Annotated in this window: 28 protein-coding genes and 5 pseudogenes; 10 read left to right on the forward strand and 23 right to left on the reverse strand. The window is 36.4% G+C overall.

The window, feature by feature from the left end:
• Positions 1 to 210: 210 nt before the first annotated feature.
• Together ACEWFJ_RS13945 and ACEWFJ_RS13950 are read right to left on the reverse strand one after the other, a co-directional pair.
• Entirely contained in the window at positions 211 to 807 is a 597-nt protein-coding gene (locus ACEWFJ_RS13945; RefSeq protein WP_473688968.1) for a PI-PLC domain-containing protein, read from the reverse strand.
• Entirely contained in the window at positions 804 to 1121 is a 318-nt protein-coding gene (locus ACEWFJ_RS13950; RefSeq protein ID WP_473688969.1) for a hypothetical protein, read from the reverse strand. The genes ACEWFJ_RS13945 and ACEWFJ_RS13950 overlap by 4 nt, the downstream gene beginning before the upstream one ends.
• A gap of 305 nt (positions 1122 to 1426) precedes the next feature.
• On the opposite strand from ACEWFJ_RS13950, the pseudogene ACEWFJ_RS13955 reads away from it, so the two are divergent.
• Positions 1427 to 1606 (forward strand): annotated as a pseudogene (locus ACEWFJ_RS13955) (YaiI/YqxD family protein); the annotation flags it as partial.
• 256 nt (positions 1607 to 1862) lie between these two features.
• On the opposite strand, the gene ACEWFJ_RS13960 reads toward ACEWFJ_RS13955, so the two are convergent.
• Positions 1863 to 2201, reverse strand: coding sequence for a hypothetical protein (locus ACEWFJ_RS13960; protein ID WP_473688970.1), 339 nt, complete (start codon positions 2199 to 2201; stop codon positions 1863 to 1865).
• A gap of 141 nt (positions 2202 to 2342) precedes the next feature.
• Positions 2343 to 2471, reverse strand: coding sequence for a JAB domain-containing protein (locus ACEWFJ_RS13965; protein ID WP_473688971.1), 129 nt, complete (start codon positions 2469 to 2471; stop codon positions 2343 to 2345).
• Here ACEWFJ_RS13965 and ACEWFJ_RS13970 point away from each other — a divergent pair.
• Both ACEWFJ_RS13970 and ACEWFJ_RS13975 read left to right on the forward strand, forming a co-directional pair.
• Positions 2461 to 2580 (forward strand): annotated as a pseudogene (locus ACEWFJ_RS13970) (IS6 family transposase); the annotation flags it as partial. The gene ACEWFJ_RS13965 and the pseudogene ACEWFJ_RS13970 overlap by 11 nt on opposite strands.
• A 64-nt stretch (positions 2581 to 2644) precedes the next feature.
• Entirely contained in the window at positions 2645 to 2743 is a 99-nt protein-coding gene (locus ACEWFJ_RS13975) for a transposase domain-containing protein (RefSeq protein ID WP_473688973.1), read from the forward strand.
• A gap of 82 nt (positions 2744 to 2825) precedes the next feature.
• Here the strand turns inward: ACEWFJ_RS13975 and ACEWFJ_RS13980 are convergent.
• Positions 2826 to 3694, reverse strand: a pseudogene (locus ACEWFJ_RS13980) (LysR family transcriptional regulator).
• 97 nt (positions 3695 to 3791) lie between these two features.
• Here ACEWFJ_RS13980 and ACEWFJ_RS13985 point away from each other — a divergent pair.
• On the forward strand, positions 3792 to 4703 hold the full coding sequence (locus ACEWFJ_RS13985) for a DMT family transporter (RefSeq protein WP_473688974.1): 912 nt from the start codon (positions 3792 to 3794) through the stop codon (positions 4701 to 4703).
• Between the two features lie 343 nt (positions 4704 to 5046).
• Entirely contained in the window at positions 5047 to 5778 is a 732-nt protein-coding gene (locus ACEWFJ_RS13990) for a YjjG family noncanonical pyrimidine nucleotidase (RefSeq protein ID WP_473688975.1), read from the forward strand.
• Positions 5779 to 5845: 67 nt separating this feature from the next.
• Here ACEWFJ_RS13990 and ACEWFJ_RS13995 read toward each other — a convergent pair whose 3' ends face one another.
• Positions 5846 to 7189, reverse strand: coding sequence for an aminotransferase-like domain-containing protein (locus ACEWFJ_RS13995; RefSeq protein ID WP_473688976.1), 1344 nt, complete (start codon positions 7187 to 7189; stop codon positions 5846 to 5848).
• Between the two features lie 125 nt (positions 7190 to 7314).
• On the opposite strand from ACEWFJ_RS13995, the gene ACEWFJ_RS14000 reads away from it, so the two are divergent.
• Entirely contained in the window at positions 7315 to 8247 is a 933-nt protein-coding gene (locus ACEWFJ_RS14000) for a DMT family transporter (RefSeq protein ID WP_473688977.1), read from the forward strand.
• A gap of 206 nt (positions 8248 to 8453) precedes the next feature.
• On the opposite strand, the gene ACEWFJ_RS14005 is transcribed toward ACEWFJ_RS14000, so the two are convergent.
• The 6 genes and pseudogenes from ACEWFJ_RS14005 to ACEWFJ_RS14030 form a co-directional block, all read right to left on the reverse strand.
• Positions 8454 to 8669 carry a small, acid-soluble spore protein, alpha/beta type gene (locus ACEWFJ_RS14005; RefSeq protein WP_473688978.1) on the reverse strand — a complete coding sequence of 72 codons (216 nt, stop codon included), beginning with the start codon at positions 8667 to 8669 and terminating at the stop codon, positions 8454 to 8456.
• Positions 8670 to 9210: 541 nt separating this feature from the next.
• Positions 9211 to 10299, reverse strand: a complete 1089-nt coding sequence (gene phaC / locus ACEWFJ_RS14010) for a class III poly(R)-hydroxyalkanoic acid synthase subunit PhaC (protein ID WP_473688979.1) — start codon at positions 10297 to 10299, stop codon at positions 9211 to 9213.
• A 67-nt stretch (positions 10300 to 10366) separates the two neighbouring features.
• Positions 10367 to 10786, reverse strand: a complete 420-nt coding sequence (locus tag ACEWFJ_RS14015; RefSeq protein WP_473688980.1) for a hypothetical protein — start codon at positions 10784 to 10786, stop codon at positions 10367 to 10369.
• A gap of 70 nt (positions 10787 to 10856) precedes the next feature.
• Positions 10857 to 10946 (reverse strand): annotated as a pseudogene (locus tag ACEWFJ_RS14020) (hypothetical protein); the annotation flags it as partial.
• Positions 10947 to 11729, reverse strand: coding sequence for an SDR family NAD(P)-dependent oxidoreductase (locus ACEWFJ_RS14025; RefSeq protein ID WP_473688981.1), 783 nt, complete (start codon positions 11727 to 11729; stop codon positions 10947 to 10949).
• Between the two features lie 61 nt (positions 11730 to 11790).
• Positions 11791 to 12030: a hypothetical protein gene (locus ACEWFJ_RS14030; protein ID WP_473688982.1), complete on the reverse strand. Its 240-nt coding sequence runs from the start codon at positions 12028 to 12030 to the stop codon at positions 11791 to 11793.
• A 146-nt stretch (positions 12031 to 12176) separates the two neighbouring features.
• Between ACEWFJ_RS14030 and ACEWFJ_RS14035 the strand changes: the two genes are divergently transcribed.
• Both ACEWFJ_RS14035 and ACEWFJ_RS14040 read left to right on the forward strand, forming a co-directional pair.
• Positions 12177 to 12572 carry a LysR family transcriptional regulator gene (locus tag ACEWFJ_RS14035; RefSeq protein WP_473688983.1) on the forward strand — a complete coding sequence of 132 codons (396 nt, stop codon included), beginning with the start codon at positions 12177 to 12179 and terminating at the stop codon, positions 12570 to 12572.
• Positions 12569 to 13081 carry a LysR family transcriptional regulator substrate-binding protein gene (locus ACEWFJ_RS14040; protein ID WP_473688984.1) on the forward strand — a complete coding sequence of 171 codons (513 nt, stop codon included), beginning with the start codon at positions 12569 to 12571 and terminating at the stop codon, positions 13079 to 13081. Before ACEWFJ_RS14035 ends, ACEWFJ_RS14040 begins: the two co-directional genes overlap by 4 nt.
• Before the next feature lie 68 nt (positions 13082 to 13149).
• Here ACEWFJ_RS14040 and ACEWFJ_RS14045 read toward each other — a convergent pair whose 3' ends face one another.
• From ACEWFJ_RS14045 to ACEWFJ_RS14070, 6 genes are all read right to left on the reverse strand, one after another.
• Positions 13150 to 13626, reverse strand: a complete 477-nt coding sequence (locus tag ACEWFJ_RS14045) for a 2,4'-dihydroxyacetophenone dioxygenase family protein (protein WP_098309852.1) — start codon at positions 13624 to 13626, stop codon at positions 13150 to 13152.
• Between the two features lie 208 nt (positions 13627 to 13834).
• Positions 13835 to 14623 carry an SDR family NAD(P)-dependent oxidoreductase gene (locus ACEWFJ_RS14050; protein ID WP_473688985.1) on the reverse strand — a complete coding sequence of 263 codons (789 nt, stop codon included), beginning with the start codon at positions 14621 to 14623 and terminating at the stop codon, positions 13835 to 13837.
• A gap of 272 nt (positions 14624 to 14895) precedes the next feature.
• On the reverse strand, positions 14896 to 15030 hold the full coding sequence (locus ACEWFJ_RS14055) for a hypothetical protein (RefSeq protein WP_473688986.1): 135 nt from the start codon (positions 15028 to 15030) through the stop codon (positions 14896 to 14898).
• Positions 15031 to 15194: 164 nt separating this feature from the next.
• Positions 15195 to 16379, reverse strand: a complete 1185-nt coding sequence (locus ACEWFJ_RS14060) for an MFS transporter (RefSeq protein WP_473688987.1) — start codon at positions 16377 to 16379, stop codon at positions 15195 to 15197.
• Positions 16380 to 16394: 15 nt separating this feature from the next.
• Positions 16395 to 16625, reverse strand: coding sequence for a hypothetical protein (locus ACEWFJ_RS14065; protein ID WP_473688988.1), 231 nt, complete (start codon positions 16623 to 16625; stop codon positions 16395 to 16397).
• A gap of 17 nt (positions 16626 to 16642) precedes the next feature.
• Positions 16643 to 17449: a TauD/TfdA family dioxygenase gene (locus ACEWFJ_RS14070; protein WP_473688989.1), complete on the reverse strand. Its 807-nt coding sequence runs from the start codon at positions 17447 to 17449 to the stop codon at positions 16643 to 16645.
• Between the two features lie 464 nt (positions 17450 to 17913).
• Between ACEWFJ_RS14070 and ACEWFJ_RS14075 the strand changes: the two genes are divergently transcribed.
• Both ACEWFJ_RS14075 and ACEWFJ_RS14080 read left to right on the forward strand, forming a co-directional pair.
• Positions 17914 to 18300 (forward strand): LysR family transcriptional regulator, encoded by a 387-nt coding sequence (locus tag ACEWFJ_RS14075; protein WP_473692497.1) that lies wholly within the window; start codon positions 17914 to 17916, stop codon positions 18298 to 18300.
• Positions 18301 to 18356: 56 nt separating this feature from the next.
• The gene (locus ACEWFJ_RS14080) at positions 18357 to 19136 is read left to right on the forward strand and encodes an SDR family NAD(P)-dependent oxidoreductase (RefSeq protein ID WP_473688990.1); all 780 of its coding nucleotides are present in this window, start codon (positions 18357 to 18359) and stop codon (positions 19134 to 19136) included.
• A 111-nt stretch (positions 19137 to 19247) separates the two neighbouring features.
• Here ACEWFJ_RS14080 and ACEWFJ_RS14085 read toward each other — a convergent pair whose 3' ends face one another.
• The 5 genes and pseudogenes from ACEWFJ_RS14085 to ACEWFJ_RS14105 all read right to left on the reverse strand — a co-directional run bounded on the left by ACEWFJ_RS14085 (position 19248) and on the right by ACEWFJ_RS14105 (position 25844).
• Positions 19248 to 20189 carry an alpha/beta hydrolase gene (locus tag ACEWFJ_RS14085; protein ID WP_473688991.1) on the reverse strand — a complete coding sequence of 314 codons (942 nt, stop codon included), beginning with the start codon at positions 20187 to 20189 and terminating at the stop codon, positions 19248 to 19250.
• Positions 20190 to 20386: 197 nt separating this feature from the next.
• Positions 20387 to 21385, reverse strand: coding sequence for a TauD/TfdA family dioxygenase (locus ACEWFJ_RS14090; RefSeq protein ID WP_473688992.1), 999 nt, complete (start codon positions 21383 to 21385; stop codon positions 20387 to 20389).
• A 551-nt stretch (positions 21386 to 21936) separates the two neighbouring features.
• Entirely contained in the window at positions 21937 to 23097 is a 1161-nt protein-coding gene (locus tag ACEWFJ_RS14095; RefSeq protein ID WP_473688993.1) for an MFS transporter, read from the reverse strand.
• A 136-nt stretch (positions 23098 to 23233) separates the two neighbouring features.
• Complete coding sequence (locus tag ACEWFJ_RS14100; protein ID WP_473688994.1) at positions 23234 to 24289, reverse strand: TauD/TfdA family dioxygenase; 1056 nt, start codon at positions 24287 to 24289, stop codon at positions 23234 to 23236.
• Between the two features lie 41 nt (positions 24290 to 24330).
• A pseudogene (locus ACEWFJ_RS14105) lies at positions 24331 to 25844 on the reverse strand (long-chain-fatty-acid--CoA ligase).
• Positions 25845 to 25871 lie beyond the last annotated feature (27 nt).

Genomic DNA, 25871 nt, shown 5'->3' on the forward strand with positions numbered 1-25871 from the left:
TTCAGTTCAGATCTTCTTTTCACTATAAAAACACCCCTTTAGATAAACAGATCCAAAGGGGAAAAACATCGCAACTTTTTTATAAACGTCGCGTCTTTTTTATAAACGCCGTGACTTTATTTAAAAGCGACAAACTTATTAACACAAGTGGTGGTTTAGCTAAGGATTATTTTACAATAATCTGAAATGATTACACTGAATCCTCAGCGTTTATTTATTATTGTTAGTGGTTTCCCAAGTAATATTAGGTTCAGAAGGCTGAGGATCATTTTTCATTAAGAAAAGCTGCAACCCAGCTAAATCATCAGTATTGATAAAATCAACACCAGCATTTAACAGTTCCTTCCATACAGCATCTCTAGCTGGGGATGCGATGTCAGGAGTCGCCCAAAAACGAACTTTTTGGCCATTAGCATGAGCGGTTGAAACGATATGATTTAGTTTCTCCCTTTCACTTTTTGGCATTTCACCTTCACCCATCCATGTAAAATATTTGGTCCAGTTATCACTAATAATTGGCATAAACTCATTGGAGTTACCTGATTCAAGGTCGCTCATTCGTCCATCATAAGCTGCATAGCGAACGGGCTGGCTCTCCATTAGTTCTTTTGGACGGTTCCCTGAAATATAGACAGTAATCGCCCCCGGTTTCACCCCTGAAGGCAAAAACTTTGTAAGCATATTTTGATATTTTTTAAGCTGTTCATGGATCACTTGATAGGTCGCGGCATCCTCCGACTTCACGTCGATCCATAAGGTAAACTCTTTATCGTATCCTGGATAAACGGCTCCATTATTGTCTTTCACTCTTTTTCCAATGGGTCAAGATAGAGTGACTTCAATGTTCGATCTGGTCGAATATCTTCTTTATCATGGGCAACAAGGAGTTCTCCATCAACAAGCCAAACATCAGCTTCTACACTGGTAAATCCATGTTCCAGAGCATCTGTTAATGGACGAGTATGCTCGTAATCATTATGTGCGTGAGCTTTTGCAAGAGGAACCACAGTCTCTTGGTTAGATAAAGATGAATTGCCTTCCCCGGTAGCTGCAAAAACATTTGTAAAAGATAGCATGAAAACAGAAGCAATAAGGGTTAAAACAGCCAAGCATTTTTTCATAGTCTTTAGTCCTCCTATAATAATAGATTACCTTTTCCATCTTAGAGAAAAACCATTAAAGTTCAATGAAATTACATGATTCTTAACAAACTCTTTAATTACTTTACATGTTTTATGTGAATGACAGAATATTTTTACAAAAAATAAACAAAATAAATGTGGAGTTTTATGCAATCTCTTCTTTCACTAAAGCGCTCTTTAATGGAATAACTGTTTTTTAATGATTTTAGGTAAAGCATCTTCGTTTGACAAAAGCTAAATCTGCCATTATCATCAACTCGAACTTATTTATGGGAGTGATAAAGATGAAAATTTATGTTGATGCAGATGCTTGTCCGGTAAAAGATATTATTATCTCTGAAGGTACGAATGCTAAAATTCCTGTTATCCTAGTTACTAGCTTTTCTCATTTTTCTAATGCGGAACAACCACCAGGAGTAGAAAAGATTTATGTTGATTCTGGAGCAGATGCTGCGGATTATCGGAGAATCTTGTTCATCAATCGATGTAACAAAACTGTTAATCACGCTTTCCTCCTTTCGGATCATTCTTCCTATCTATTATTCTTCAAATATGTAAAACTATTTTTTTATCTAGAAAGCAATATACTCATATTCAGTCAATATTTCAAGTAAAATCCTAAAAAAATTGAAGAAAATACAAATTTCTAATCCTCTATTATTGATATCTATTGATTAGGTATTAGTTTGCAACTAATATTTATCCCCTGCTTTTATAAAACTAACAGAGTATCTCTTGTCGTCTTAAAGTATTTGAAGGTACTAACAAGCTCTCCCCTATTCTAATTACTTGGCTTAAATAGTTGATAAACAAGGGTAAACTAATCACTCCATTATCGTCAAAATAATATTCTTCGTTATCAAATTCAAGTACAACATCTTTTGCTTTTAAAAATCCCTCTTTTATATACACTTGTACAATTGCTATAACTATTGCATTATTTATTTTTAGTTCTTTTCTATCCATCAACATTTTTGCAGTTTCTCTTTTCTTACATAACATTTGTTCTATTTGATAATCCGAAAAGGATTTTCCTTTGCTTGTGTAAATTAATCTCAATACTTTCGCCTCCTTAAAATAAAAAAGCCTTTTGGATCACAGTATTATACTGAATATGACCCAAAAGGCTTCTTGAAAATCGTTCAATATTATTAAATTTATTCTATCATATTAATTATTTTCTAGCGCTAATATTTTATATTAAATTACACCTTTTTCACGTAAACTTACATATCTATTATGCCCTATAATAATATGATCCATCACATCTATCCCCAAAATTTCACCACACTCTTTCAACCTTTTAGTAACCTCTACATCTTCGCGCACCTTGAAAGGAATCGAAACGATTCATGCTATATATAATCGAAAACGAAGTTTGCAGCCAAACTTCGTTTTTTCAACGTACAATGAATTACAGCAATTACTCACAATTGCAAAAGATCCAGCTGTACTCACCCTAAATTTCTATCTGTTAAAAAACTTTGCAACAGAACCCCATCATGTATAGTGTGGTCGAAACGGCAAAGGAAAACGGTTTAAATCCCTATCATTATCTTCACTATATGTCTATGATGTACCAATACTTATATAAACTATAATATTATATGTTTTTCATTAATACTGTAAGGTTTATTAGATATACTTAATACTCAGGTTTACAGTATAAGGGATAAGCCTATTTTAAAAAGAAAACAGCTCTTGCACCTCTTCAATAAATAATTGGACTGCAAGCGATGATTCCTTTATTGAAGGGACGGCTAGACCAATTTCTCTCCAAACTTGTGGTTCTAGCTCTCGAGTTCGAACATTCGGGGGTAGATTAGATAAAGATAACTCAGCTAAGATGGCCAACCCTAGCCCTTCTTGTATCATATTTAGTGATGTCGTTACGGTAGAAACTGCATATTTAATGCGGAGCGGTACTCCGGCTTGTTTAAACATATCGATAATCGGAGGTTCATATCCCCCTTTAAAAATAATGATTGGTTCATTATTCAAATCCTGTATTGTAATAGCTGATTTCTTATATAGGGTGTGATCATCTCGTAGTACCACAACCATTTTCCCCTTGTCAATGGGATAATTTCCATTTCTTCATTTGGAAGGATAACTATCCCGATATCGATGACGCGAGACAATAACCAACCTTCTACTTCCTTAAGTGTTCCTTCATAAAGGATCAACTCTAAGTTCGGATATTTCTGCCGAAAGATGTTAATGATTTTAGGCAAGAAATATGCGGAAGCACTCGGAAAACTTCCAATACGAATTGTCCCTACTTCATGCCCCTTTTCTGCCGCTACTTCTTGTTCCACCTTTTCTATCCCATTCAAAATCTCTCGAATATGAATAAGAATGCGTTTCCCGACATCAGTAAGAATTAATCCTTTTCTCTTATCACGAATGATTAGTGTGACGCCTAATTCTGATTCAATACTAGATATAGCGTGGCTCACAGCTGGTTGTGTCATATTCAGACTTTGAGCAGCTTTCGTGAAACTTCCCATTTCGACGGTTTTTACAAATACTTGAAGTTGTGTAATAGTCATAACTAATTACTTATACTCCTTATAAAAAAGATTCATTTTATTTATTATGTCCAATATCATATCATAGTGTAATGAAATACAACAAGGAGGTCTTAACGTGACACAACTTTCGCGAACAAGAATGGCTTTACTTCTCACATTTCTTGTCATCATGTGGGGAATCAATTGGCCTTTGTCAAAATTCGCTCTTCATTATACGCCACCAGTGTTGTTTGCGGGAATGAGAACAGTGTTAGGCGGATTCATCCTACTTATTTTTGCCTTGCCAAAATATAAAGAGTTGAACTTTAAGAAAACATGGCATTTATACTTTATTTCCGCTTTACTTAATAACATATTATTTTATGGACTTCAGACTATAGGACTTGAATATATGCCAGCTGGCCTGTTTTCAGCTATCGTTTTCCTTCAGCCAGTGCTGCTCGGTATTTTCTCTTGGATTTGGCTCGAAGAAGCAATGTATGGATTAAAAATCTTCGGCTTGATTCTTGGATTTTCCGGTGTGGCTGTTATAAGTTCAAGTGGTTTAAGTAGTCATATTTCTATCGTTGGAATATTACTCGCTTTAGGCTGTTCCCTTGGCTGGGCACTTGGTACGGTGTTCATTAAGAAAACCGGTAATCGTGTAAACGCAATTTGGATGGTTACACTTCAACTGATTATTGGTGGCTTTTTCTTAATCGGGTTTGGATTAGAATTTGAAAGCTGGTCTAGTATTGTTTGGAACGTGCCATTTACATCTATATTACTGTTTGTCTCTATCTTTGTTATTGCAATGGGCTGGTTAGCTTACTTTACACTTATCGGCTCAGGAGAGGCAAGCAAAGTGGGAGCCTATACATTTCTCATTCCACTTATTGCGATTATAGCGAGTGCTATTTTTTTACATGAAGCAATTACCCTTAGTCTTTTTGTTGGACTCTTATTCATTGTTGTGAGCATCTGTTGTGTGAATATGAAGCCTAGATCACTTGCAATTAAACAACAAGTTGAACCTAAAAAATGTTAATTGGGGTATCGCCCCATCGCCATCAAGTTAAGAAATTCATTGTTCCCAAAAACGAAAAAACTGAATTCTTATAGACAACTGTAGGGAGATAAAATTTTTGTTTTTGGGGTACTTCAAAATATTAGTTTGATGGGCATGGGGTGATACTCCTAATACTACTTTCCGACATCGCAGATTACTTTACATTCTGGTCACTATGTAACAAAATAAAAATAATAAGCAAATTATACCTGTAAGGATTATTAATTTATCCCATTTACGATCTTGTATCTCAAAAAATAAGAATCACATCCCTTTCGATACCGACTTAATATTAGATAAGCAATGGATAAATGGAGGAGCTATGAAATACGAAATCATATTGTTCGATGTTGATGATACACTGTTCGACTTCAGTATATCGGAAAGAAAGGCACTACATAAAACTTTTGTAGAATTTGGATTGCCTACGGGATTGGCGGATTATGAAGCTAAATATAAAGAGATTAGCAATATATTGTGGAGAGATTTAGAACAAGGGCTTACTACTTTATCAGAATTGGGAGTAGAGAGATTTAAGAGGTTATTCCTTGCGCATAAGCTTGAAATCAATGCAGATACGTTTAGCAATGTTTATCTTAAATATTTGGGCAAGGAAACACACCTTGTACAAGGAGCCGTAGAATTATGTGACAATCTTGCCGATTGCCGGTTGGCCATTATAACAAATGGATTCACAGCTGTGCAGACATCAAGAATTGTGAGCTCGCCTTTCTGTAATACGTTTGAACATATTATTATTTCTGAAGAGGCTGGATTCCAGAAACCCCAAAAAGGTATTTTCGATTTTGCGTTTTCCAAGCTACAGATTACAGATAAAACTAAAGTATTGATTGTGGGCGATTCTTTGACTTCCGATATTCAGGGAGGCATAAATTACGGGATTGACACTTGCTGGTTCAATCCGCATCTTAAAGAAAACCATTTAGGAATTAAGCCGACTTATGAAATCCGTAAGCTAACGGATCTTATAGAGATAATAAAGTCGTTTAATTTCAGTATAAAAAATAAGAGCCGTACTACACTTTATATGTAGTACGGCTTTTTTATTTGAATTTCCTTAACATTGTAAATGCTACCAATCTGTTTCCTTAATGAACAATCTATAAACGTTTCATTTCATCGATAATCTTACATATCCCCTCTTCAATCATTTCTTCCTTTACGTTTGATACATTTAATTTCAATATTTTTTCTTTCGGAATAAAAGATAAATAATTTTTATCAATCGAATCTAGTAATACATTATTTTTTAGTAGCTTTCGAATAAGTGGCTGAACGATAACTTTCTTATCTAGCGTAATGTGTGTATGTACACATGGAAAATTTGCATCGTAGTATTGAAATAACTGTTTGTTCGTACTACTCCATGCTTTCAAAGAAGCAGCTAACTTCTTTGATCTTCCATAGTAGGAAGCGCGAATTTTTTGTTTATGTCGATCAAACATCCCGCTTTTTATGTAAACTTCTAAAGCTGCTTGGGAAATCATCGAACTATCAATATCTAGTAATTTTTTATATGTAAAGAAAATTTCCGTTAAACAGTTAGGTATGACAGCAACACCAACTCGGAGTCCAGGAAAAATAATTTTGGAGTAACTCTTCAAATAAATAACATGAGAGGAATCATCATAACTATACATCGGATCCGCTTTAGCATCTCTTTCTAAATCCACTAAATAATCATCTTCCACGATAAACACATCATATTTCTTCGCTAAACGGACAATAGCTTCCTTTTCTTTCTTAGAATACGATGTACCTAACGGATTATGAAACCGCGGCATTGTATAAAAAAATTTAATATCTTCTGTTTGAAATATACGTTCTAATTCGTTTAAATTTATCCCTTCCGCTGTTCGTTCAATTCCCCTAACAGGGATGTTGTGCGTTTCTAAATACTCGATAAATAAATGATAACTCGGTTGTTCAATTAAAATCGTTTTCTTTTTATTTGGAAACGGGATAGAAGTTAGCAAAGATAGCGCTTGCTGCACGCCAGATGTAATAAAAATATTCTCTTCATTCGAAAACACTTGATAGTTTGTTAATTGCCTTTGAATAACGCGAATTAACGAAGGCAACCCTTTCGGAGTCCCATATATAAATAGATCGTTTTTGTATGTATCAATTGCTTTATTAATGCAATGCTGAAAGTCTAAATATGGAAAAACATCTGGATCAGGTGCAGATGTTGCAAAATCTGTTACACTACTATGGCTAGCATGATCTTCGTTCGTTTTTTTCACAACATAGTATCCGCTTTTCAAAACGGAGTATATCATATGTCTTTTTTCTAACTCTTGAAGCGCACGAATAATTGTACTTTTCGTACATTGATAACACGTACTTAAAGATCGAATAGAAGGTAATTTATCACCTTCTTTTAATTCTCCATTTTGAATTAACTTTTCTAAATCATTAAAAACGATTAAATATTTATACACGCTTACACCTCTATATATTTTTGTACCGGTACAGATGGTATTTATTTGTATTGTAGCACCCACAAGAAAATATTACCATTTACGTATACTGGCCAGTAAGAAAATTCATTACATGAGGTGTAAATATGACACAAATAAAAAAAGCATACGCCGCGGCTGTTCTTTATACATTCATAATTGGTTTTTCATTTATGTTTGTAAAGTTAACTCTTACAGTCACGGGGCCACTTGATACGTTAGCTCATCGATTTACCGTTTCTTTTCTTATCGCATCTATTCCAGTAATATTCGGTTTTATCAAATTAAATATTACATTGAAAAACATGCTTACTATTTTACCAGTAGCAATTCTATATCCAGCTTTATTCTTCACTTTTCAAGCATTTGGATTAGTGTATACATCATCTTCTGAAGCAGGCATTATTCAAGCTACTATTCCTATCTTCACAATGGTATGTGCCTCTTACTTTTTAAAAGAACGGACAACAATTTGGCAAAAGCTCTCGCTTCTTTTATCTGTATCTGGTGTCATCTATATTTTTGTTATGAAAGGATTCGGTTCTCATACCACTAGTTTTACCGGCGTTATACTCATTCTCTTATCAGCATTATCATCAGCTGGTTATAATATCCTAGCACGAAAAATGACAAAACAATTCCGATTAATCGATGTAACGTATATGATGACCGCAATTGGTTTTGTTTGCTTTAATACACTGTCTATCGGAAATCATATTGCTGCTGGAACTATGAACCTATATTTTCAGCCCTTTACAAGCCCATTATTTCTAGTTTCAATCTTATATTTAGGAATCCTTTCCTCACTATTAACAGCATTTCTATCAAATTACGCTTTATCCATTATGGAAGCATCAAAGATGAGTGTATTCAGCAATGTATCAACTTTAATTACGATGTTCGCTGGTGCAATCTTCTTACAAGAAGATCTTGCATATTACCATATCATCGGGGCAGTCATGATTATTCTCGGTGTATTAGGTACAAACTTTTTAGATGAAAAATTCATGCTAGCGAAGAAGAAAAATGTTAGTATGTAAAAGAAAAAGCCTGTTTTGAATATCATCAAAACAGGCTTTTAACTACTTTATTGATAAAAATGGATTTCAAAAAATTATAACGTTACAATAATTACTTAATTATGGATTTCAATAAAGTAGAACATAGGGAGGGGACTTTAAAATCTTAACTTAATATGTGTACGCCTATCTCCCCTAAAATAATAAAAGAGAAAGCAAACGTCATTTTAGTGAATTCTATATTGTCCAGCTAGCTTTTCTTCGCCCATTCGTACTAAGCGTTTTGTAATTTCTCCCCCAACTGTTCCGTTTGCGCGTGCTGTTGTATTTGGACCGAGTGTGATCCCGAATTCACGTGCAATTTCATATTTCATTTGCTCAATCGCGCTCTTTGCGCTTGTCATAAGAATTTCATTGGTATGATTATGTTCTTGAATATTCATCTTTAGCACCTCCATTTTATTGGTAAATAATGTGCTCATATTCTAGATAAATATGCATATCCACAAAAAAATTATAAAACCTGCACTTTATGTGAATTTGTATTTTTTAAAACTAATTAACCAGATTTTATAGAGGAAGATTTTGATAAAGAATCCATGAATTGTTTTTTAGTAAAATGGTAAGTTCGGTGAGTGTAATAAACTTTCGCAGTAGCAAGATTATCACAAAGGGAACACTTAATTTGAAACGAAGCTTTGCTAACATGGGGAGTTTCTAAAAATAGTAATGTTTCTTTCATGTGTGTAGTACAAACCCACATAATTTCACCCCTTCATTAATATTTTACAGTAACAGTTACTCTCAAAGTGAAAATGAAAAAATCTTTACTTTGTGGAGTGCACTTTCTTCTTAAGATTATCTGCCCTAAATAAAACGCTTTCATTATGATTTATAGACTAAATTCTTCATTAAAAGAATTTAGCTTTTCACAACTTCTTCAAGTTGAGAATACAGACCATCTTATTCGAACATGATTCATTATTAGCTGGACCGTTCTTCCAACCAGTCACCAATCGTTGGATAAGTTATTTTTGAAGCTTTACTTCCAAAAGCAATAGATGTATGCCCAACAGGTAAATTTATATATTGTTTATCTTTACTTGATATGTGATTCATCAATGCTTCTACTTGATGTGGTTGAGCAATAATATCAATTTCACCTGATAAGTTAAGCACATTAGCAGTGATTGCCTCAAGTTTAACTTGACGACCACGAATATACAGTTCCCCTTTAATCAGTTTGTTTTTTTGATAAAATTCGCTAATCCACTGATGATAGGCTTCACCTGGAAATGGAATGCCGTCGTTTAACCATTTTTGCAAAAGCTTAAAGCTTTTTACGAATTTTTCATCTTCAGCACGATCGAAAAGACTAACATATGGCCCATAAAAGTTTGCCATCGGTTTGAGTAATTTGTTTCCAATGTCAATCATTTCAGGTGGAATATTACCGAGTGTTTCGACCACTTTATCAATATCAAAATACCGTTCATCTAGCATAGCACCGTATAGACCTGTTTCTTCAAAATCAAAAGGAGTTGTCATAAAAACAAGGTTGCGAATCGGCAATTCAGGGTGCAGCGCCGAAAATATTGCTGTTATAGTACCACCCATGCAGTAACCAAGTATGGACACCTCATCAGCTTTAGACTTTCGCAATACTTTACGAACCGCACGTGGGATGTAGTCCATAATATAATTATCTAATTTCATATTTTTATCTTCGGGGCCAGGTGTCCCCCAGTCAAGGAGATAGACATCAAAATTACGATTAACTAAATATTCTACTAAACTGCTACCCTTTGTTAAATCCATAATATATGGTTTATTAATCAGTGCATAAATCAACAAAATTGGAGTTTTATGTTTTTTTGGTTGATCAGAAATATATCGATAGAGCTTCGTTTTATTCCTAGTCCAAATAACTTCCTTCGGTGTTGGACCTACTTTTGGCTCGGCATCTAATGTTAACACTTGAGTTGCACTTTTTACACGTCTATACATTTGTTGATACTCCTCAGGTATCATTTCGATAAACTTTTCGTATTCTTTTGTCATTAGAACACTCATGACTTCACCCCTTACAAAATTAATTTATTAATAATAGACTTATGGATTTGTTTTTTCTGTATCACTTTTATACAGTACCTTTTGTACTCATATCTGTTGGTGATTTTAATAAGGTTATGATTTGATTCAGTTTCGTATCAAGGCTTTTCATATCCTTTTTTAAATTGGCCATTTCACGTTGCAATTCCGCTGAATCTCCTTGATTATCCTGAGTTTCTTGTATAAATTCTTCTAAATCATCAACCTTTGCATCTATATTGACAATCTGAGAGGAAATATGCGCAAGGTCATCTCGTGTTGGTAGATTAACAAATTCATAAAAACGTTCTGTTGTGTCATTCATCATTTTTTTGAATTGAAGATTCATCTCCAACATCTGTCCTATCCCTTGAGCAGGAAACTCTTTAGTCACTTGCTCATCCAAAAAGTTGCTGTACCGGGAGTAATTATCTTTCCAAATTTGATAAAAGTTAAAGTTTTGGGCCACCTTTTCTCCTCCTATTACCTGAATAATTTATTAGTTGTCATATATTTATAAAGATATTCCCTTGATTTTGTTAAGAGTTTACAAGTACTTTTTTGAATTCTTCCGTTAGAAGTGGAACCACCTAAAATAAATCACCAACAATACCATAGTCTGTTATTTTTTACACTTTTTGCTCAAGAAGTTTTCGGGTATAGATGGTTACCCATTTCCTTGGCAGCAGTCCCACAGATTTAGCCATGAATTTATTTTTAAAGCCCGGGATGATTACCCTTTTATTCTTCATTAACCCTTCAAATCCGCACTTGGCAACCATTTGCGGATCCAACATGTTCTTATTGAACACTTTCGTGCCTTCTCCGGCGAATTGCTGCGTGAGCGGTGTTTTGGTAAAGCCGGGACATAATACGGAAACTTGAACCCCGGTTCCTTTCAGTTCTTCCGCAATCGCTTCCGAAAAGGATAAGACGTACGATTTGCTTGCTCCATACATCGACATCCGTGGAACTGGCTGAAAGGCCGCTAGTGAAGCCACGTTTAAAATTTTTCCTTGCTTTCGTTTCACCATGTCATCCGTAAAAAGTCTAGTTAAATACGTAAGCGAAATCATATTGAGCTGCAGATATTCCATTTCTTTCTGAATATCCATTTCCGTCATGAGCCCGAACCCGCCAGCTCCAGCATTATTAATCAAAATATTGATGTCAATTCCCTCGTTTTTCAAATGGCGATGCAAGCTCTCTACCGTTGTAAAGCTGCTCAAATCGCCGGCAAAAGTATTTACTTGTATACCATAATCCTTTTTTAAATTCTCGGCTTGTTGTTCCAGCAACGTTGCATCTCTGGCAACTAACACCAAGTTGTAGCTATGGCCAGCGAAAATTTTAACGAATTCCAAACCGATTCCTTTTGTAGCACCTGTAATTAAAACAGTTTCTGTTGACATCTGTCTCCTCCCCATGTATTATTTGTCCAGTTACGAAATAAGAAAGCGCTTTATCCACACCTTAAACGCCAGATTCAGAATCTGTTACGCCAATGCTAGGACAAGTGCTCGTCTCCCTAATACTTCGATTTCTTTCACAACTTTCTCGTGACCCTCTATTCGGCGTGAACATACTACAACGTTTGCATCTTCTTCTGCCCACATGAGTATCATTAACTTCCATTAATCGCCCTAAACTATTACCACCTTCAGTAACCATTTCTTCCTGTCCTGTTAAATCAAAAAATTGTTTTGATGACATTCTAAACCCTCCTTTATATCGAGAATATTCTAAAATTTCCAAATATTATTATTGTTTTGATTATACTCATAAATTATAATTAAATAAAATTAAAGATTTTAATTTGTAAGTAAGTATTACTAATATTCAAAAAAAGGGGTACGGTCATGAACATTGAGCAATTACTATATATTATTGAAGTCTCAAAACACAGTTCTCTGACTATTGCAGCACAGAATCTTCATGTGACCCAATCCACAATCAGTCAATCCATTACCAGCTTAGAAAAGGAGTTAGGGATTAAAATTCTTAATCGCTCCCGTGGACACGGTGCTATACCAACAGATGAAGGTAGAATCATTCTAAAACTCGCCTACGAAGTACTGAAAAAAATTGAAGAAATTAAAGAGACAGCCAACTCATTCAATTCCTTGGATGTGGGGGAACTAAGATTATCTTCTTTACCCGGATTGACGACGTTTCTGGTAAAAGCTATAGCCGCTTTTAGACAAGAGTATCCACATGTGAATGTGGAGGTGTCCGAAAAAGTGGATCTGCTGTGATTGAAGATATTCGACAGCATAAGACCGACATCGGACTAATTACATATTCAGCCGATTTGAACATAAACATGGAAGGAATAGCTTTTGAAACACTATTTGAAGGGCAACAGAAAGTGTATGTTTCTAAGCATTCTCCCTTAGCGTTTCTTGGTACCATAGCTCCGCATGATATACTTGATCAAACTCTCGTTACATATAACGGTGAATTTATGCAGTATTTTGTTCAAGATTTCTTTAACAAATATAAGCCCTTAAAAATCCTATTTACGTCAAATAATATGGACGGAGTTCTCCAAGCCATCATTGAAAGTTTAGCTATTACATTTGCTCCTGATTTCGTAATGAAAAATTATCCCCCTGTCATCAATGGTGATATCATTGCGGTTGATTTGATGAATCATAGGACTGTAAATATTTCTTTAGGATTGGTTCGGTCAGAGAATAAACATTTATCCACTTTTGCCAACAAATATATTCATTATCTAAAATCCCAAATTATCAAGAGTTAAGAATGAAAAAAGAGAAGCCCGACGTTCACATATGAACGTCGGGCTTCTCTTTTTTACGAATCTATCTTTTAAAATTTAGTCACATCTACAGGTTCAATTCCTTCAGCTGCGCAATGGTCATGGTATTTTTTCAGGAATGACTCAAAATTATCTCTGGCAATAATTTCTCCATTCTCACCTAGATAGTCTAATGTTCCTTCAACAATATTAAGCGTAATAACTTCCTCATCCCCTACAGCCTGAGGTGTATGTGAGGAGCCAGCTGGTTCATAAACGACATCACCAGCTTTAGAGATCCAAGGATCCTCAAGATATCTCCAAGAACCTTGGACGGTATAAACAATAACTGTACCAGGATGAAAATGAGCGGGAAGCTGCATAGCCGCAGGAACTTTTAATAGCGTAACCGTCTGTCCTGTCACCGGGTTGGCTTTAAGCAATTTAAATTTTGCATCTCCAAAATAAGGAATCCAAGGCAAATCGTCTGGACAAATATTATTGGCATGGAATGCCGTTACCTCTTTTACACTTTTTACGTTACTCACTTCTATCCCCTCTTTCATTTTTTTGAAATCCGCATATTGATAACGTTTACAATAATAAATTAATTGAATATTGCGAATTTATTATTTTCAGTATATTTATAATTACCAATTAAGTAAAATTATTATTTTTAACATATAATTAAGTTTTATTAATTTACGCCATCAACTTGATATATTCACGTACTAACTTTAATTATTTGAGTAAAAGTTACTTAGCGCCAAGTCCCCCATCAAGAGTCAATATTTGTCCTGTACAATAATCAGAAGCTGCTGAAGCAAAATAAAGGACTGCTCCTACTAAATCATTGTCTCTACCTAACCTTCTCACTGGAACTTGGGAGGCGATAATCGGGCCAGCCTTATGTACAAGTGTTCCCGGTATTTCTGGGTTATTCATTCCAGTAGTGAAAACTCCAGGAGCAATGGAATTCACATGCACTCCATGGCGACCCCACTTAACTGCAAGATCCTTCGTTAAAGTCATAACTGCACCCTTACTTGTTGTATATCCTACAGAATCTACAGCTTCTGGGTCAGTACCTTTAAAGCCGATTGAAGAAGAAATGTTAATGATTTTTCCGTATTCGTTGTCTATCATATGTCTTCCTACAGCCTGACACATTAAAAATGTTCCTGTCACATTTGTATCGAGCATAGATTGCCATTGTTCTAAAGGCATATCCGTAGCAGGCGTTTCAAAAACCGTTCCGCTACTGTTTACTAAAATTTCGATTTTCCCAAAATGAGAAACCGCTTTCTCTACACCTTGAACGACAGATTCAGGAGCTGTTACATCCAATGATACGGCAAGTGCTTGTCTTCCTAACGCCTCAATTTCTTTCACAACTTCTTCGCAAACCTCTATACGACGTGAACAAACTACTACGTTTGCTCCGGCCTCAGCCAACGCCAGTGCCATTACACGCCCTAACCCGCTACCACCTCCGGTAACCATTGCTGTCTGTCCTGTTAAATCAAACAATTGTTTAGAAGACATTCTACATTTCCTCCTGTATTAAGAATATTCAAAATTTTTAAAACTTATCATGTTATTGATTATACTCATAAGTTATAATTAAATAAAATTAAAAATTTTAATGTGTAAATAAGTATTACTAATATTCAAAAAGTCATAAACATTGAACAATTATTATAAACATGGAAGGAGTTTTACAAGTCATCATTGAAAGTTTGGCTATTACATTTGCTCCTGATTTCATAATGAAAAATTATCCCCCTGTCATAAAGGGGGAAATTCAGTTATACAAACTATTTTACTTCATCTTCTACTTCAATATGATCATCAGAGTAAGTCTCGGACATCTTCTCTTGACAATTCCAGCACTCACTGCGATTTCGCTCCATAATGGCTAATTCTTCATGACAATGTACACAACAATCCATTTATGCAGCCTCCTTTTCATATTTACTTATTTCTTTCCCTCCTCGATCCATCAATGATTTTTAAATACTTACTTGCTCCTCTGCTTTTATTGTTGTGTGACTTTGCTTCGCGGGACGTACAACAATCAAAAACAATAATCCGATAACGAACATACCTAAAGAAGTTACTTGAAACCCATAACGATATCCCATTGCCTCAGTCGCTGCATATTGGATAAAATACCCGAATACGAGCGGGGCAATAATACTTGTTGAGCTTGCAAGAGCAACGTAGGCCCCTTGTGCTTTTCCGATGTTTTTGGGAGAAAAAAGTCCATCAATATTGCAGGTGCGAGTGAAAGAATGACATAGGCGAAACCTGGAGCAAGGGTGAAGAACAGGATGGATATAGCACTTGAATTCACGGCATTTGCCAAATATACACAAAGAGCAGATAGCACCATCATGGAACCGGCAAGATTTACTCGTGCTTTACGAATATCCCCAGTTTTGCGATAAATCCGATCTGATAGCATAGAAAATCCAATTTGGCTAATGGCAGCGAAAAGAAAAGGTAACGACACGGCTAATTTTAATGTTTGATTATCAAAATGTTGAACTTTAGTAAAGTATGCCGGAAACCATATCGCTTGAACAGACAATAACCAATAGGCACACCCTCCACACAAAATGATAAAAACAAAATTTTTAGACAAAAGATGTGGAAGAAACTGACGCCAAGAAACCTTGGAGAGGGTTGATGAATGCTGCTCCTCTTGATGAAAAGAAGGCAACCCGATTTCTTGTGGACTTTCTTTACCGAAAATGACCCATAAAACTAGCACGATAAGTCCAACAATCCCCATGGCTATAAAAGCAAATCTCCATCCATATTGATTGATCAAGGAGATTAATAATGGTGAAGCAATTGCAGGCCCAATTGTTGCTCCACATAGAACAGCGCCAAAGCCTATACCATGTCTATGTTTTGGGAACCATTTTCCCACCATAGCCGTTGATAGAGCAGGGGCTGCGCCTTCGCCTGCTCCCAAGAGCATCCTTGTAAGCACTAGCAGAGACAGACTGGAAACAAAAGGTGTGACAAATTGAACAGCCAACCATGTAAGTGACATCCAAGTTAACATTTTTTTCGTGTTTTTGGAATCAGCCATGCCCCCAATAATGATAGAGGAAAAGGTGAAGAACCAAAAGAAAGAACTTCCCACCAATCCCCATTGTGAAGGGCTTAAATGTAACTCTTTCATTACAGGAACGGAAACCAAGCCAATGACAATTTTATCAACTTGGTTGATCATACCAGAAGCAACCAGAAATAATAATATTATCCAAGAATATTTTGGGGTGTTCAATATAAATATCTCCCCTTACCTTAAGTTTTCTACAATACCACCAGCTGTTTTTCCACGTACGGGAATACCACCGCGACCTGCTTTACCTGTCTTCTCATCAATAAACATCGCAAAATCAGGTGCAATTTCTCGGCCGTTTGGCATCGTGAGCCACAATCTTAGTAAATGACGTTTGCGTTCCGGTTCTTCGTAGTCTTCGTATACAGTACGTGAATGAAGAACGGTATAATTATTAACAAATTGCATATCCCCCGGTTCCAACATCATATCAATATGCATGTTTTCATCATGAAGGAGGAATCCATTAAGTCATATGCTTCAATTTCAACTTGTGACAAATGGATACCTGTTTTCGCTTGTGCTGATTCGACATATCCACGATTATATCTGCAGTTCAATTTACCTTCGTAATAACTAAAGACTGGTGATGAATATACTGGAGATTCTCCTGGTGCTTCCTCACCACGACGATCCAAGAAGTATGGACGATAAAGAATTCCAAGATACTCTGGGTACTTCTCAAGAATTTCATTATAAACAGCCATAGAACTTACGATACTACTGAACCCTCCAGATTTAGCTTTTCGAAGACTTAATAATCCGACTACGTCAGATCCATCTGGGTGAAAGGGAAGATGTGCATTCGTTTGGTAACCGCGTACATTTGAATCATTGATGTTGAGACCTTGATCAATGACATGTCCTAAGAGGTCACCTTTTGCGTTTTGTGTTACCGGGATGCCCAAGTGAACTCCAAGACCCCAATAAATGATGCTCGCTTCTTCATCCGTATACCTTTCCATTGGTAATCCACGAATTAATAGAAACCCCCTACCATTCTCTAGCTCTTCAACAAAGTAAGCAATTTCGTCAGAGAGATCCGAAATCGGGAAGTCCTCCTTGTTAAAATTAGGTGCTTTTAAACCCTTTTGTTTAACAAGAAATAAAGCGTTTTCAAGAGATTCGATTGTTTTCTCGGACAAATAATAAATCCATGAATCATCTTTAGCTAGATCCATACCTTTCCACGCTACTGGTCCTTGAACTTTTTTCTTTAAAATGGACGGCAAAGGTACTCCTCCTTCCTTTTCTAATACAACTTTTAAAGTTTCTCATTTGTTTTCTTAAGTAACTCCACTTATCTAGGAAGCTTGTACTAAACCAGCTTATCCTGACAGAATCAGTCATTTATGTGCAAGTTTCGATGAGATAACACCACAGCCTTTGCTTCATCGGTTATTCCTAATGTGTATAGAATTACTGCAAGCCTTCCTAATGATGAAAGTGCTCTCATAAATATGATAGCTTGTTTCCTAATAAAAGAGCGACTCCATCTCCCTTCTCAAATTCTTTGTCAGATAAATTATAACTTTTTAAGTGCTGTCCCCTCCTTTACCTATATGAAAGCGCTTTAAATAACAACTATTACGATTGTATTAATTGTTATTTAATTCATTATATTCATAATTTTCAGTTAAATAAAATTAAAAATTTTAATGTGTAAGTAAGTATTACTAATATTCAATTACAACATATTGTTCAAGTCACAAAACACAGTTCTCTGACTATAGCAGCATGGAATCTTCATGTGATCCAATCCACGAGCAGTCAACCCATTTCCAGCTTAGAAAAGGAATTAAGACTAAAAATTTTTAATCGCTCCCGGGGACACGGTACTCTACCAACCGATGAAGGTAGAATCATTCTAATACTTGCCTTTGAGGTACTAAGGAAGCTTGAGGAACCTATTCGATTGTATAAGAAAAATAAAAGACCGATACATTTTACTAAGGTATCGAGCCTATTTTATTTACAAAATAGTTTTCTTTATTTTATATTAGTAATACTTAATTACAAATTAAAATTTTTAATTTTATTTAATTATAATTTATCTGTAGAATTAAAAATAGAAATGATTTAATATTCCAAAAATAGACTTTCAAGTTTGGTCTTTTACGGTTAAATCAAAACAGGAGGTTGAACTATGGACTTAAAGTTATCTGGAAAAAAGCACTGATTGTTGGAGGAAGCCGAGGGATTGGTAAAGCAACTGCTCGCCAATTGGCTCTAGAAGGTGTAGATTGTACGATTTGTTCAAGAAACGAATCCTCACTAAAAATCGCTGCAGAGGAATTAGCTCAAGAAACAAACAGAAATATTTATCCAATTGTGGCAGATACAACTGATCCTGACTCTATCCTAAATTTAGTTGAAAAATCAGCAGCAGCAATGGGAAGCATTGATATTTTAATCAACAGTGGAGCCCGTGTTGGCGGCTTTGAGCCAGAGGATTTTCATAGTATTAAAGATGAACTTATTTTGAAAGATTTTGAAGAAAAGTATATGGGCTATTTTCGTTGTATGCGAGCTGTAGCTCCTTATATGATAGAAAATAATTGGGGACGTATTATAAATATAAGTGGTCTGGCTGCTAGAATCGGCGGCAATTATTTTAGTTCCGGTCCACGTAATGCATCTGTTGTCCATTTAACAAAATCCGCATCATTAGAATTAGGAAAGCACGGAATTAACGTCAATGCTGTTTATCCAGGGATTGTCGATACGGAAATGTTTAGAAACCGAGTCACTAATGAAGATGCTGTGCGTCAGATGGCAGCACTCAATGCACTCGGCCGCTTGATTACAGTAGAAGAAATTGCTAATGTCATTACCTTCCTAGCTTCACCTTTGGCGGCATCGATTACTGGTGATGTCATTTCAGTAACCGGCGGAATTGGAGAAACCGTTTTTTACTAAAAAACTAGGAGCGATATTGTAACTGTATCGTAGCTTACCAATAATAGTGTATTTAAAAAACGAGCCTCGCTAAAAGCTGAGGCTCGTTTTTTTATAACTTTTAATCTTCATCTACCCAATTGTATATTTAGCGGTATTCAAGAACTTGTCAATCTTAGAAACAGTTGATTCAATGTTCTTAGAGAAAATAGCCATGTGTGCAAAAAAGCCGTGGACCATACCGAGTTCACATGCATATTCAACTTGCACACCAAATTTTTTCAGACGTTCAGCATAAGCCATTCCTTCATCCCGAAGCACATCATTTTCTGCTGTAATCACTATTGCTGGCGGGAGACCACTTAAATCTTCAGCAACCAAAGGAGCAGCGTATTCATTATACCTGTCCTCATCATTCCTTAAATAATGATCCCGGAACCAAATCAGCTGTTCGCGATCCAGACCAAATCCTTTTGCAAATGTTTGATGGGATTCCGTATTAAACTCAAGATTTGTCGCAGGGTAGATTAAGACCTGTGCAGCGATGTCGGGACCTTTTCTGTCTCTCGCCATCATAGTTACTACTGTCGCTAGATTTCCACCTGAGCTATCCCCTCCGACTACCAATCTAGTAACATCTCCGTTAAAGGAGGGCCCTTTTTCATAAACCCATTCCAATGCCGCATATGCGTCTTCGACTGGAGTCGGGAACTTATACTCTGGAGCAAGACGATAGTTTACAGATACAACAATACTAGCCGTTCTATTTGCTATCATTCGGCAACTTGCATCCATCACTTCAATGTCTCCTAGAACCCATCCTCCACCATGGTAGTAAATAAATATCGGGAAGGGACCTTGTCCCTCCGGTATGTATACCCTACATTTGATTTCTTCGTCTTTGCTTACCGGTATCATCAAGTTCTCTACCGTTGAAACCGGATCTAATTTTACAGCAGGGCGCGGTGCATTGGACAACATATCTCTTACTGCCTTAGGATCCATCTCGTGAATAGGCGGCATCTGATTATATGCTTGTAAATATTTTTCTGCTTGCGGATCTAAATTTGCCATGAAACATCATCCTCACTTCAATTTATTTTAAAATTAACTCGGATATTTCCTAAACCTTTATTCCGTTCCTGAAACCTTCGCATGAACTTCATCATTAAAAACATACAATGGTGATTTTATTCACCTTATTTCGATGAATAAAATCACCATACAACTTGATATAAGAGATATTGATGATTAACATTACCACCAGCTTTTTATCTAATTACAGGTGCTCCTCCGATATAAAACTCGAAATCTGGGGCAATTTTTCGACCATTTGGCATCATGAGCCACAATCTTAATAAATGACGTTTGCGGTCATCTTCTTCATAATCTTCAAATAATGTACGTGAATGAAAAACCGCATAATTATTAACAAATTGCATATCACCTGGTTCCATCATCATATCAATATGAAAGTTTTTATCATGCGTAAGGGAATCTATAAAATCAAATGCTTCGATTTCCTCTTTCGACATAGAGATACCTGTTTTCATTTGTGCTGATTCGACATATTGGCGCATATATCTGCAGCTCAATTTACCATCGTAATAGCTAAAGATTGGTGATTGAACTACCGGAGATTGACCTTGTGCTTCTTCCCCACGAAGATCATGGGCGAATGGATGAAAAAGAATTTCAAGGTACTCTGGGTGCTTCTCCAAAATTTCATTATAGATAGACATTGCACTAGCGATACTACTTAAACCACCAGATTTCGCTTTGCGAAGACATAGTAATCCGACCACATCAGCAAGATCTGTGTGATAGTCAAGATGCACATTTGTTTGGTAACCTCTTACTTTTGTATTATCATTAAAGTCTTTACCTATGTTTTTGATATGCCCTAAGAGGTCTCCAGTTTTGCTTTGGATGATTGGCAGTCCCAAGTAAAGTCCGAGCCCCCAGTAAATGATGCTTGCTTCTTCGTCAGTATACCGTTCCATTGGCAATCCGCGAATCAATAGAAACCCTCTCCCATTCTCCAGTTCGTCGACAAAGTATTTGATTTCGTCAGCGAGATCAGGAATCGGGAAATCCTCCTTTTTAAAATCTGGTGCTTTTAATCCCTTTTGCTGAACATGTAATAATGCCTTATCAAGAGCAGCAATCGTTTTTTCGGACAAATAATAAATCCATGAGTCATCTTTAGCTAGTTCAATGCCTTTCCATGCTGAACGCCCTTGAATTTTTTCCTTTATAATGACTGACATAAATCTTCCTCCTTTATTCATTTGGTTATTTTCTTACTTGATATGACCGAATTTTTTAGCGTTAAGAATGAAGAAAAGCGAAACATCTTAATCGTTCTTGGACCCGGACCTCTCGCTATCTCCCAAAACATTAATAGCGTTTACATAAATATTATGACTGAATATTTTGAATTTTCTTCCCTTTAGTATACTTATAATTATAAATGAAATAAAATTGTTATTTTTAATTTATAATTAAGTTTTATTAATATATACCGTCATTCAATCTCACAAACTAGCCCTTTCAAAAAACTAAGTAATAGATACATTGACCAAATAATCAATTAACATAGTTATGGTCATTCTACTTCAATTTGGTATATTCACTAACTAAGAAGATCCTTCGTTGAAGTTATAACTGCACCTTGATCTGCTGTATATTTTTTAAATACTCACTTGTTCCTCTGCTTTTATTGTTGTGTCGCTTTGCTTTGCGGGGCGAACAACGATCCAAAATAATAATCCGATAACGAACATACCCAAAGCAGTTACTTGGAATCCATAACGATATCCTATTGCTTCAGTCGCTGCATATTGGATGAAATACCCGAATACGAGCGGGGCAATAATACTTGTTGAACTTGAAAGAGCAATGAACGTCCCTTGTGCTTTCCCGATGTTTTTAGGAGAAAAAAATCCATCAATATTGCGGGTGCGAGTGAAAGAATGACATACGCAAAGCCTGGAGCAAGAGTGAAAAACAGGATAGATATAGCAGTTGAGTTCACAGCATTTGCTAGATATACACAAAGAGCAGATAGCACCATCATGGAACCGGCAAGATTTATTCGTGCTTTACGAATATCCCCAGTTTTACGATAAATCCGGTCTGATAGCATAGAAAATCCAATTTGGCAAATAGCAGCGAAAAGAAAAGGTAACGACACGGCTAGTTTTAATGTTTGACCATCAAAATGTTGAACTTTGGTAAAGTATGCTGGAAACCATATCGCTTGAACAGACAATAGCCAATAGGCACATCCTCCACATAAGACGGTAAAAACGAAATTTTCAGACAACAGATGCGGAAGAAACTGACGCCAAGAAACCTTAGAAAGAGTTGATGAATGTTGCTCCTCTTGATGAAATGAAGGCAATCCAATTTCTTGTGGACTTTCTTTACCGAAAATGACCCATAAAACTAGTACAATAAGTCCAACAATCCCCATGGCTATAAAAGCAGATCTCCATCCATATTGATCGATTAAGGAGATTAATAGTGGTGAAGCAATCGCCGATCCGCCTGTTGTTCCTAACAGAACAGCGCCAAAGCCTATACCATGTCTATGTTTTGGGAACCATTTTCCCATTATTGCCGTTGATAAGGCAGGGGCTGGACCTTCGCCTAGTCCCAAGATCATTCTTGTAAAAACTAGCAGAGACAGACTGGAAACAAAGGGTGTGAGAAATTGAACAATCAACCATGTAAGTGACATCCAAGTTAACATTTTTTTCGTGTTTTTGGAATCGGCCATACCACCAAGAATGATAGAGGAAAAGGTAAAGAACCAAAAGAAGGAACTTCCCACCAATCCCCATTGTGAAGGGCTTAAATGTAACTCTTTCATTAGGGGAACGGAAACCAAACCAATAACAATTTTATCAACTTGGTTGATCATACCTGAAGCAACTAGAAATAATAATATAATCCAAGAATATTTTGGAGTGCTCAACGTATAAATCCCCCTTATTTTTACCATCAAGGGAAAACCTTTTCATGACATCTGAAAAGGTGCTCCCCATCACATGAATCAATTGGTGTTCTTATGAAACGATATATAAAGGTAAGTCTTTCGGATTTAAGCCCAATTACTTCAAGTTTTCTATAATACCGCCAGATGTTTTTCCACGGACAGGAATACCGCCGCGACCCGCTTTACCTGTTTTCTCATCAATAAACATCGCGAAATCGTGTGCAATTTCTCGACCATTTGGCATCGTGAGCCACAATCTTAATAAATGGCGTTTGCGTTCCGGTTCTTCATAGTCTTCGTATTGAGTACGTGAATGCAGAACTGTATAATTATTGACGAATTGCATATCACCTTCTTCCAACATCATATTATAATGCATATTTTCATCATGAAGGAGGGAATCCAGTATGTCTAACGCTTCAATTTCAACTTTTGACAAATGGATACCTGTTTTCGCTTGTGCTGATTCTATAAATGTACGGACATATCTGCAGCTCAATTTACCATCATAATAACTAAAAATTGGTGATGTAAATACTGGAGATTCACCTGGCGCTTCCTCACCGCGACGATCAAAGATGAATGGACGACAGAGAATTCCAAGATACTCTGGGTACTTCTCCAGAATTTCATTATAAACAGCCATTGAACTTATGATACTACTGAACCCCCCAGATTTCCCTTTTCGAAGGCTTAATAATCCGACGACATCAGATCCATCTGCGTGAAAAGGAAGATGCAGTTTCGTTTGATAACCGCGTACATTTGAATTTTCTAAGCTAAGACCTTGATCAATGACGTGCCCTAAGAGGTCACCATTTGCGTTTTGCGATACCGGAATGCCCATGTGAAGTCCGAGCCCCCAATAAATGATGCTCGCTTCTTCATCCGTATATCTTTCCATTGGTAATCCACGAATTAATAGGAACCCTCTCCCATTCTCTAGTTCTTCCACAAAGTACGCAATTTCGTCAGAGAGATCCGGAATCAGGAAGTCCTCCTTGTTAAAATTAGGTGCTTTTAAACCCTTTTGTTTAACATGAATTAAAGCGCTTTCAAGGGATGCGATCATTTTCTCGGACAAATAATAAACCCATGAATCATCTTTAGCTAGATCAATACCTTTCCACGCTACTGGTCCTTGAACTTTTTCTTTTAAAATAGACGACATAAATAATCCTCCTTCAATAATATGGTTAGTTAGTTAGTTTCTTACTTAACTTCAATCAATTGTCTTAACTCTCTGCGCAAAATTTTCCCTGTTGCGTTTTTAGGTAACTCTTTAGAAAATTCCACTTGTCTAGGAAGCTTGTACTTCACCAGCCTATCCTGACAGAATCGGATAATGTCATTCATGGTGACCTGCTCATCATTGACTACGACATAAGCTTTTACATTTTCTCCGTATTCTCCATCGGAAACTCCGATTACGGCCGCCTCTACAACAGCAGGATGTTGATACAGAACTTCCTCTACTTCACGAGGATATACATTGTATCCACCAACAATAATCATGTCCTTCTTGCGATCAACGATGTAGATGTATCCTTCTTCATCCATTGTTGCTAAATCACCAGTGTAAAGCCATCCATCTATTAAGGCAGCTGATGTAGCTTCTGGCATCCCTAAGTATCCATTCATTACATTTGGCCCTTGAACTACTAATTCTCCGACTTCTCCTCTCGGCACTTCTTTTCCGTCCTCATTGACAACTTTGCTTTTGACGCCTGGTATATCTAGACCGATAGATCCTGGCTTACGGGTTCCCTGTAAAGGATTAATAGCAACGAGAGGAGAAGTTTCCGAAAGGCCATACCCTTCCATGATAGAAACGTCATACTTGTTTTCAAATTTTTGTAATAGCTCGAGCGGAATCGAGGCACCTCCAGAGATACACACGCGAATGGATAAGAAATCTTCCGCAGTAGATTCAGGCAATTGCAAGATAAAATTGTACATTGTAGGAACTCCAGCAAACACTGTTGCCTTTTTTCTCGAATGGTACTGATAACATCAAGAGGACTGAATTTAGGTAGAATCAAGACAGTTGCCCCGCAAGCAATTGGCGCATTCAGACAAATAGTCATACAGAAAACATGAAACATTGGTAGAACAGCTACTACACAATCTTTATCATGGAGTTCAATTAATTCTGAAATGGCATCTGCATTCGAAGCCAAGTTAAGATGAGATAACATCGCACCCTTTGGTTTCCCTGTTGTTCCTGATGTGTATAGAATAACTGCAAGGTCTTCTTGATCAATGAAAGGGTTTAGGCAAACATTATTGCTTGTTTCCATCAGATGCTCCCATGTCCACTCCTGATCCTCGGCATCTGTATAAATAACTAGCTTTAGATGTTCCAATCGTCCCTTTAATTCTGACAACTTTGGTTCTACGGATACGTGAGCAATAACTGCTTTAACTTGACTATCGTCTAAAATGTAGTTGATTTCCTCTTTGGTATACATAGGATTCATCGGAACAACAAATGCACCTAGTCGTAAAATGCCGTAGTACGTAATAAGAAATTCAGGACTATTCCCTAATAAAAGAGCTACTCCATCTCCCTTCCCGATTCCTTGGGCAGACAAACCAGCAGCCAATCGATTTACCTGCTGATTTAGTTCTTTATAAGTAACACTTTTATCTCTATAGATATAAGCGATACTGTCTGGGAAATTACTTGCACTTTTTTTCAGATTTTCGTCTAAATGATAACTCATTAAATGATTCCCCCTTTTCCTCACATG

Source organism: Bacillus sp. EA-CB0995, from assembly GCF_055814245.1.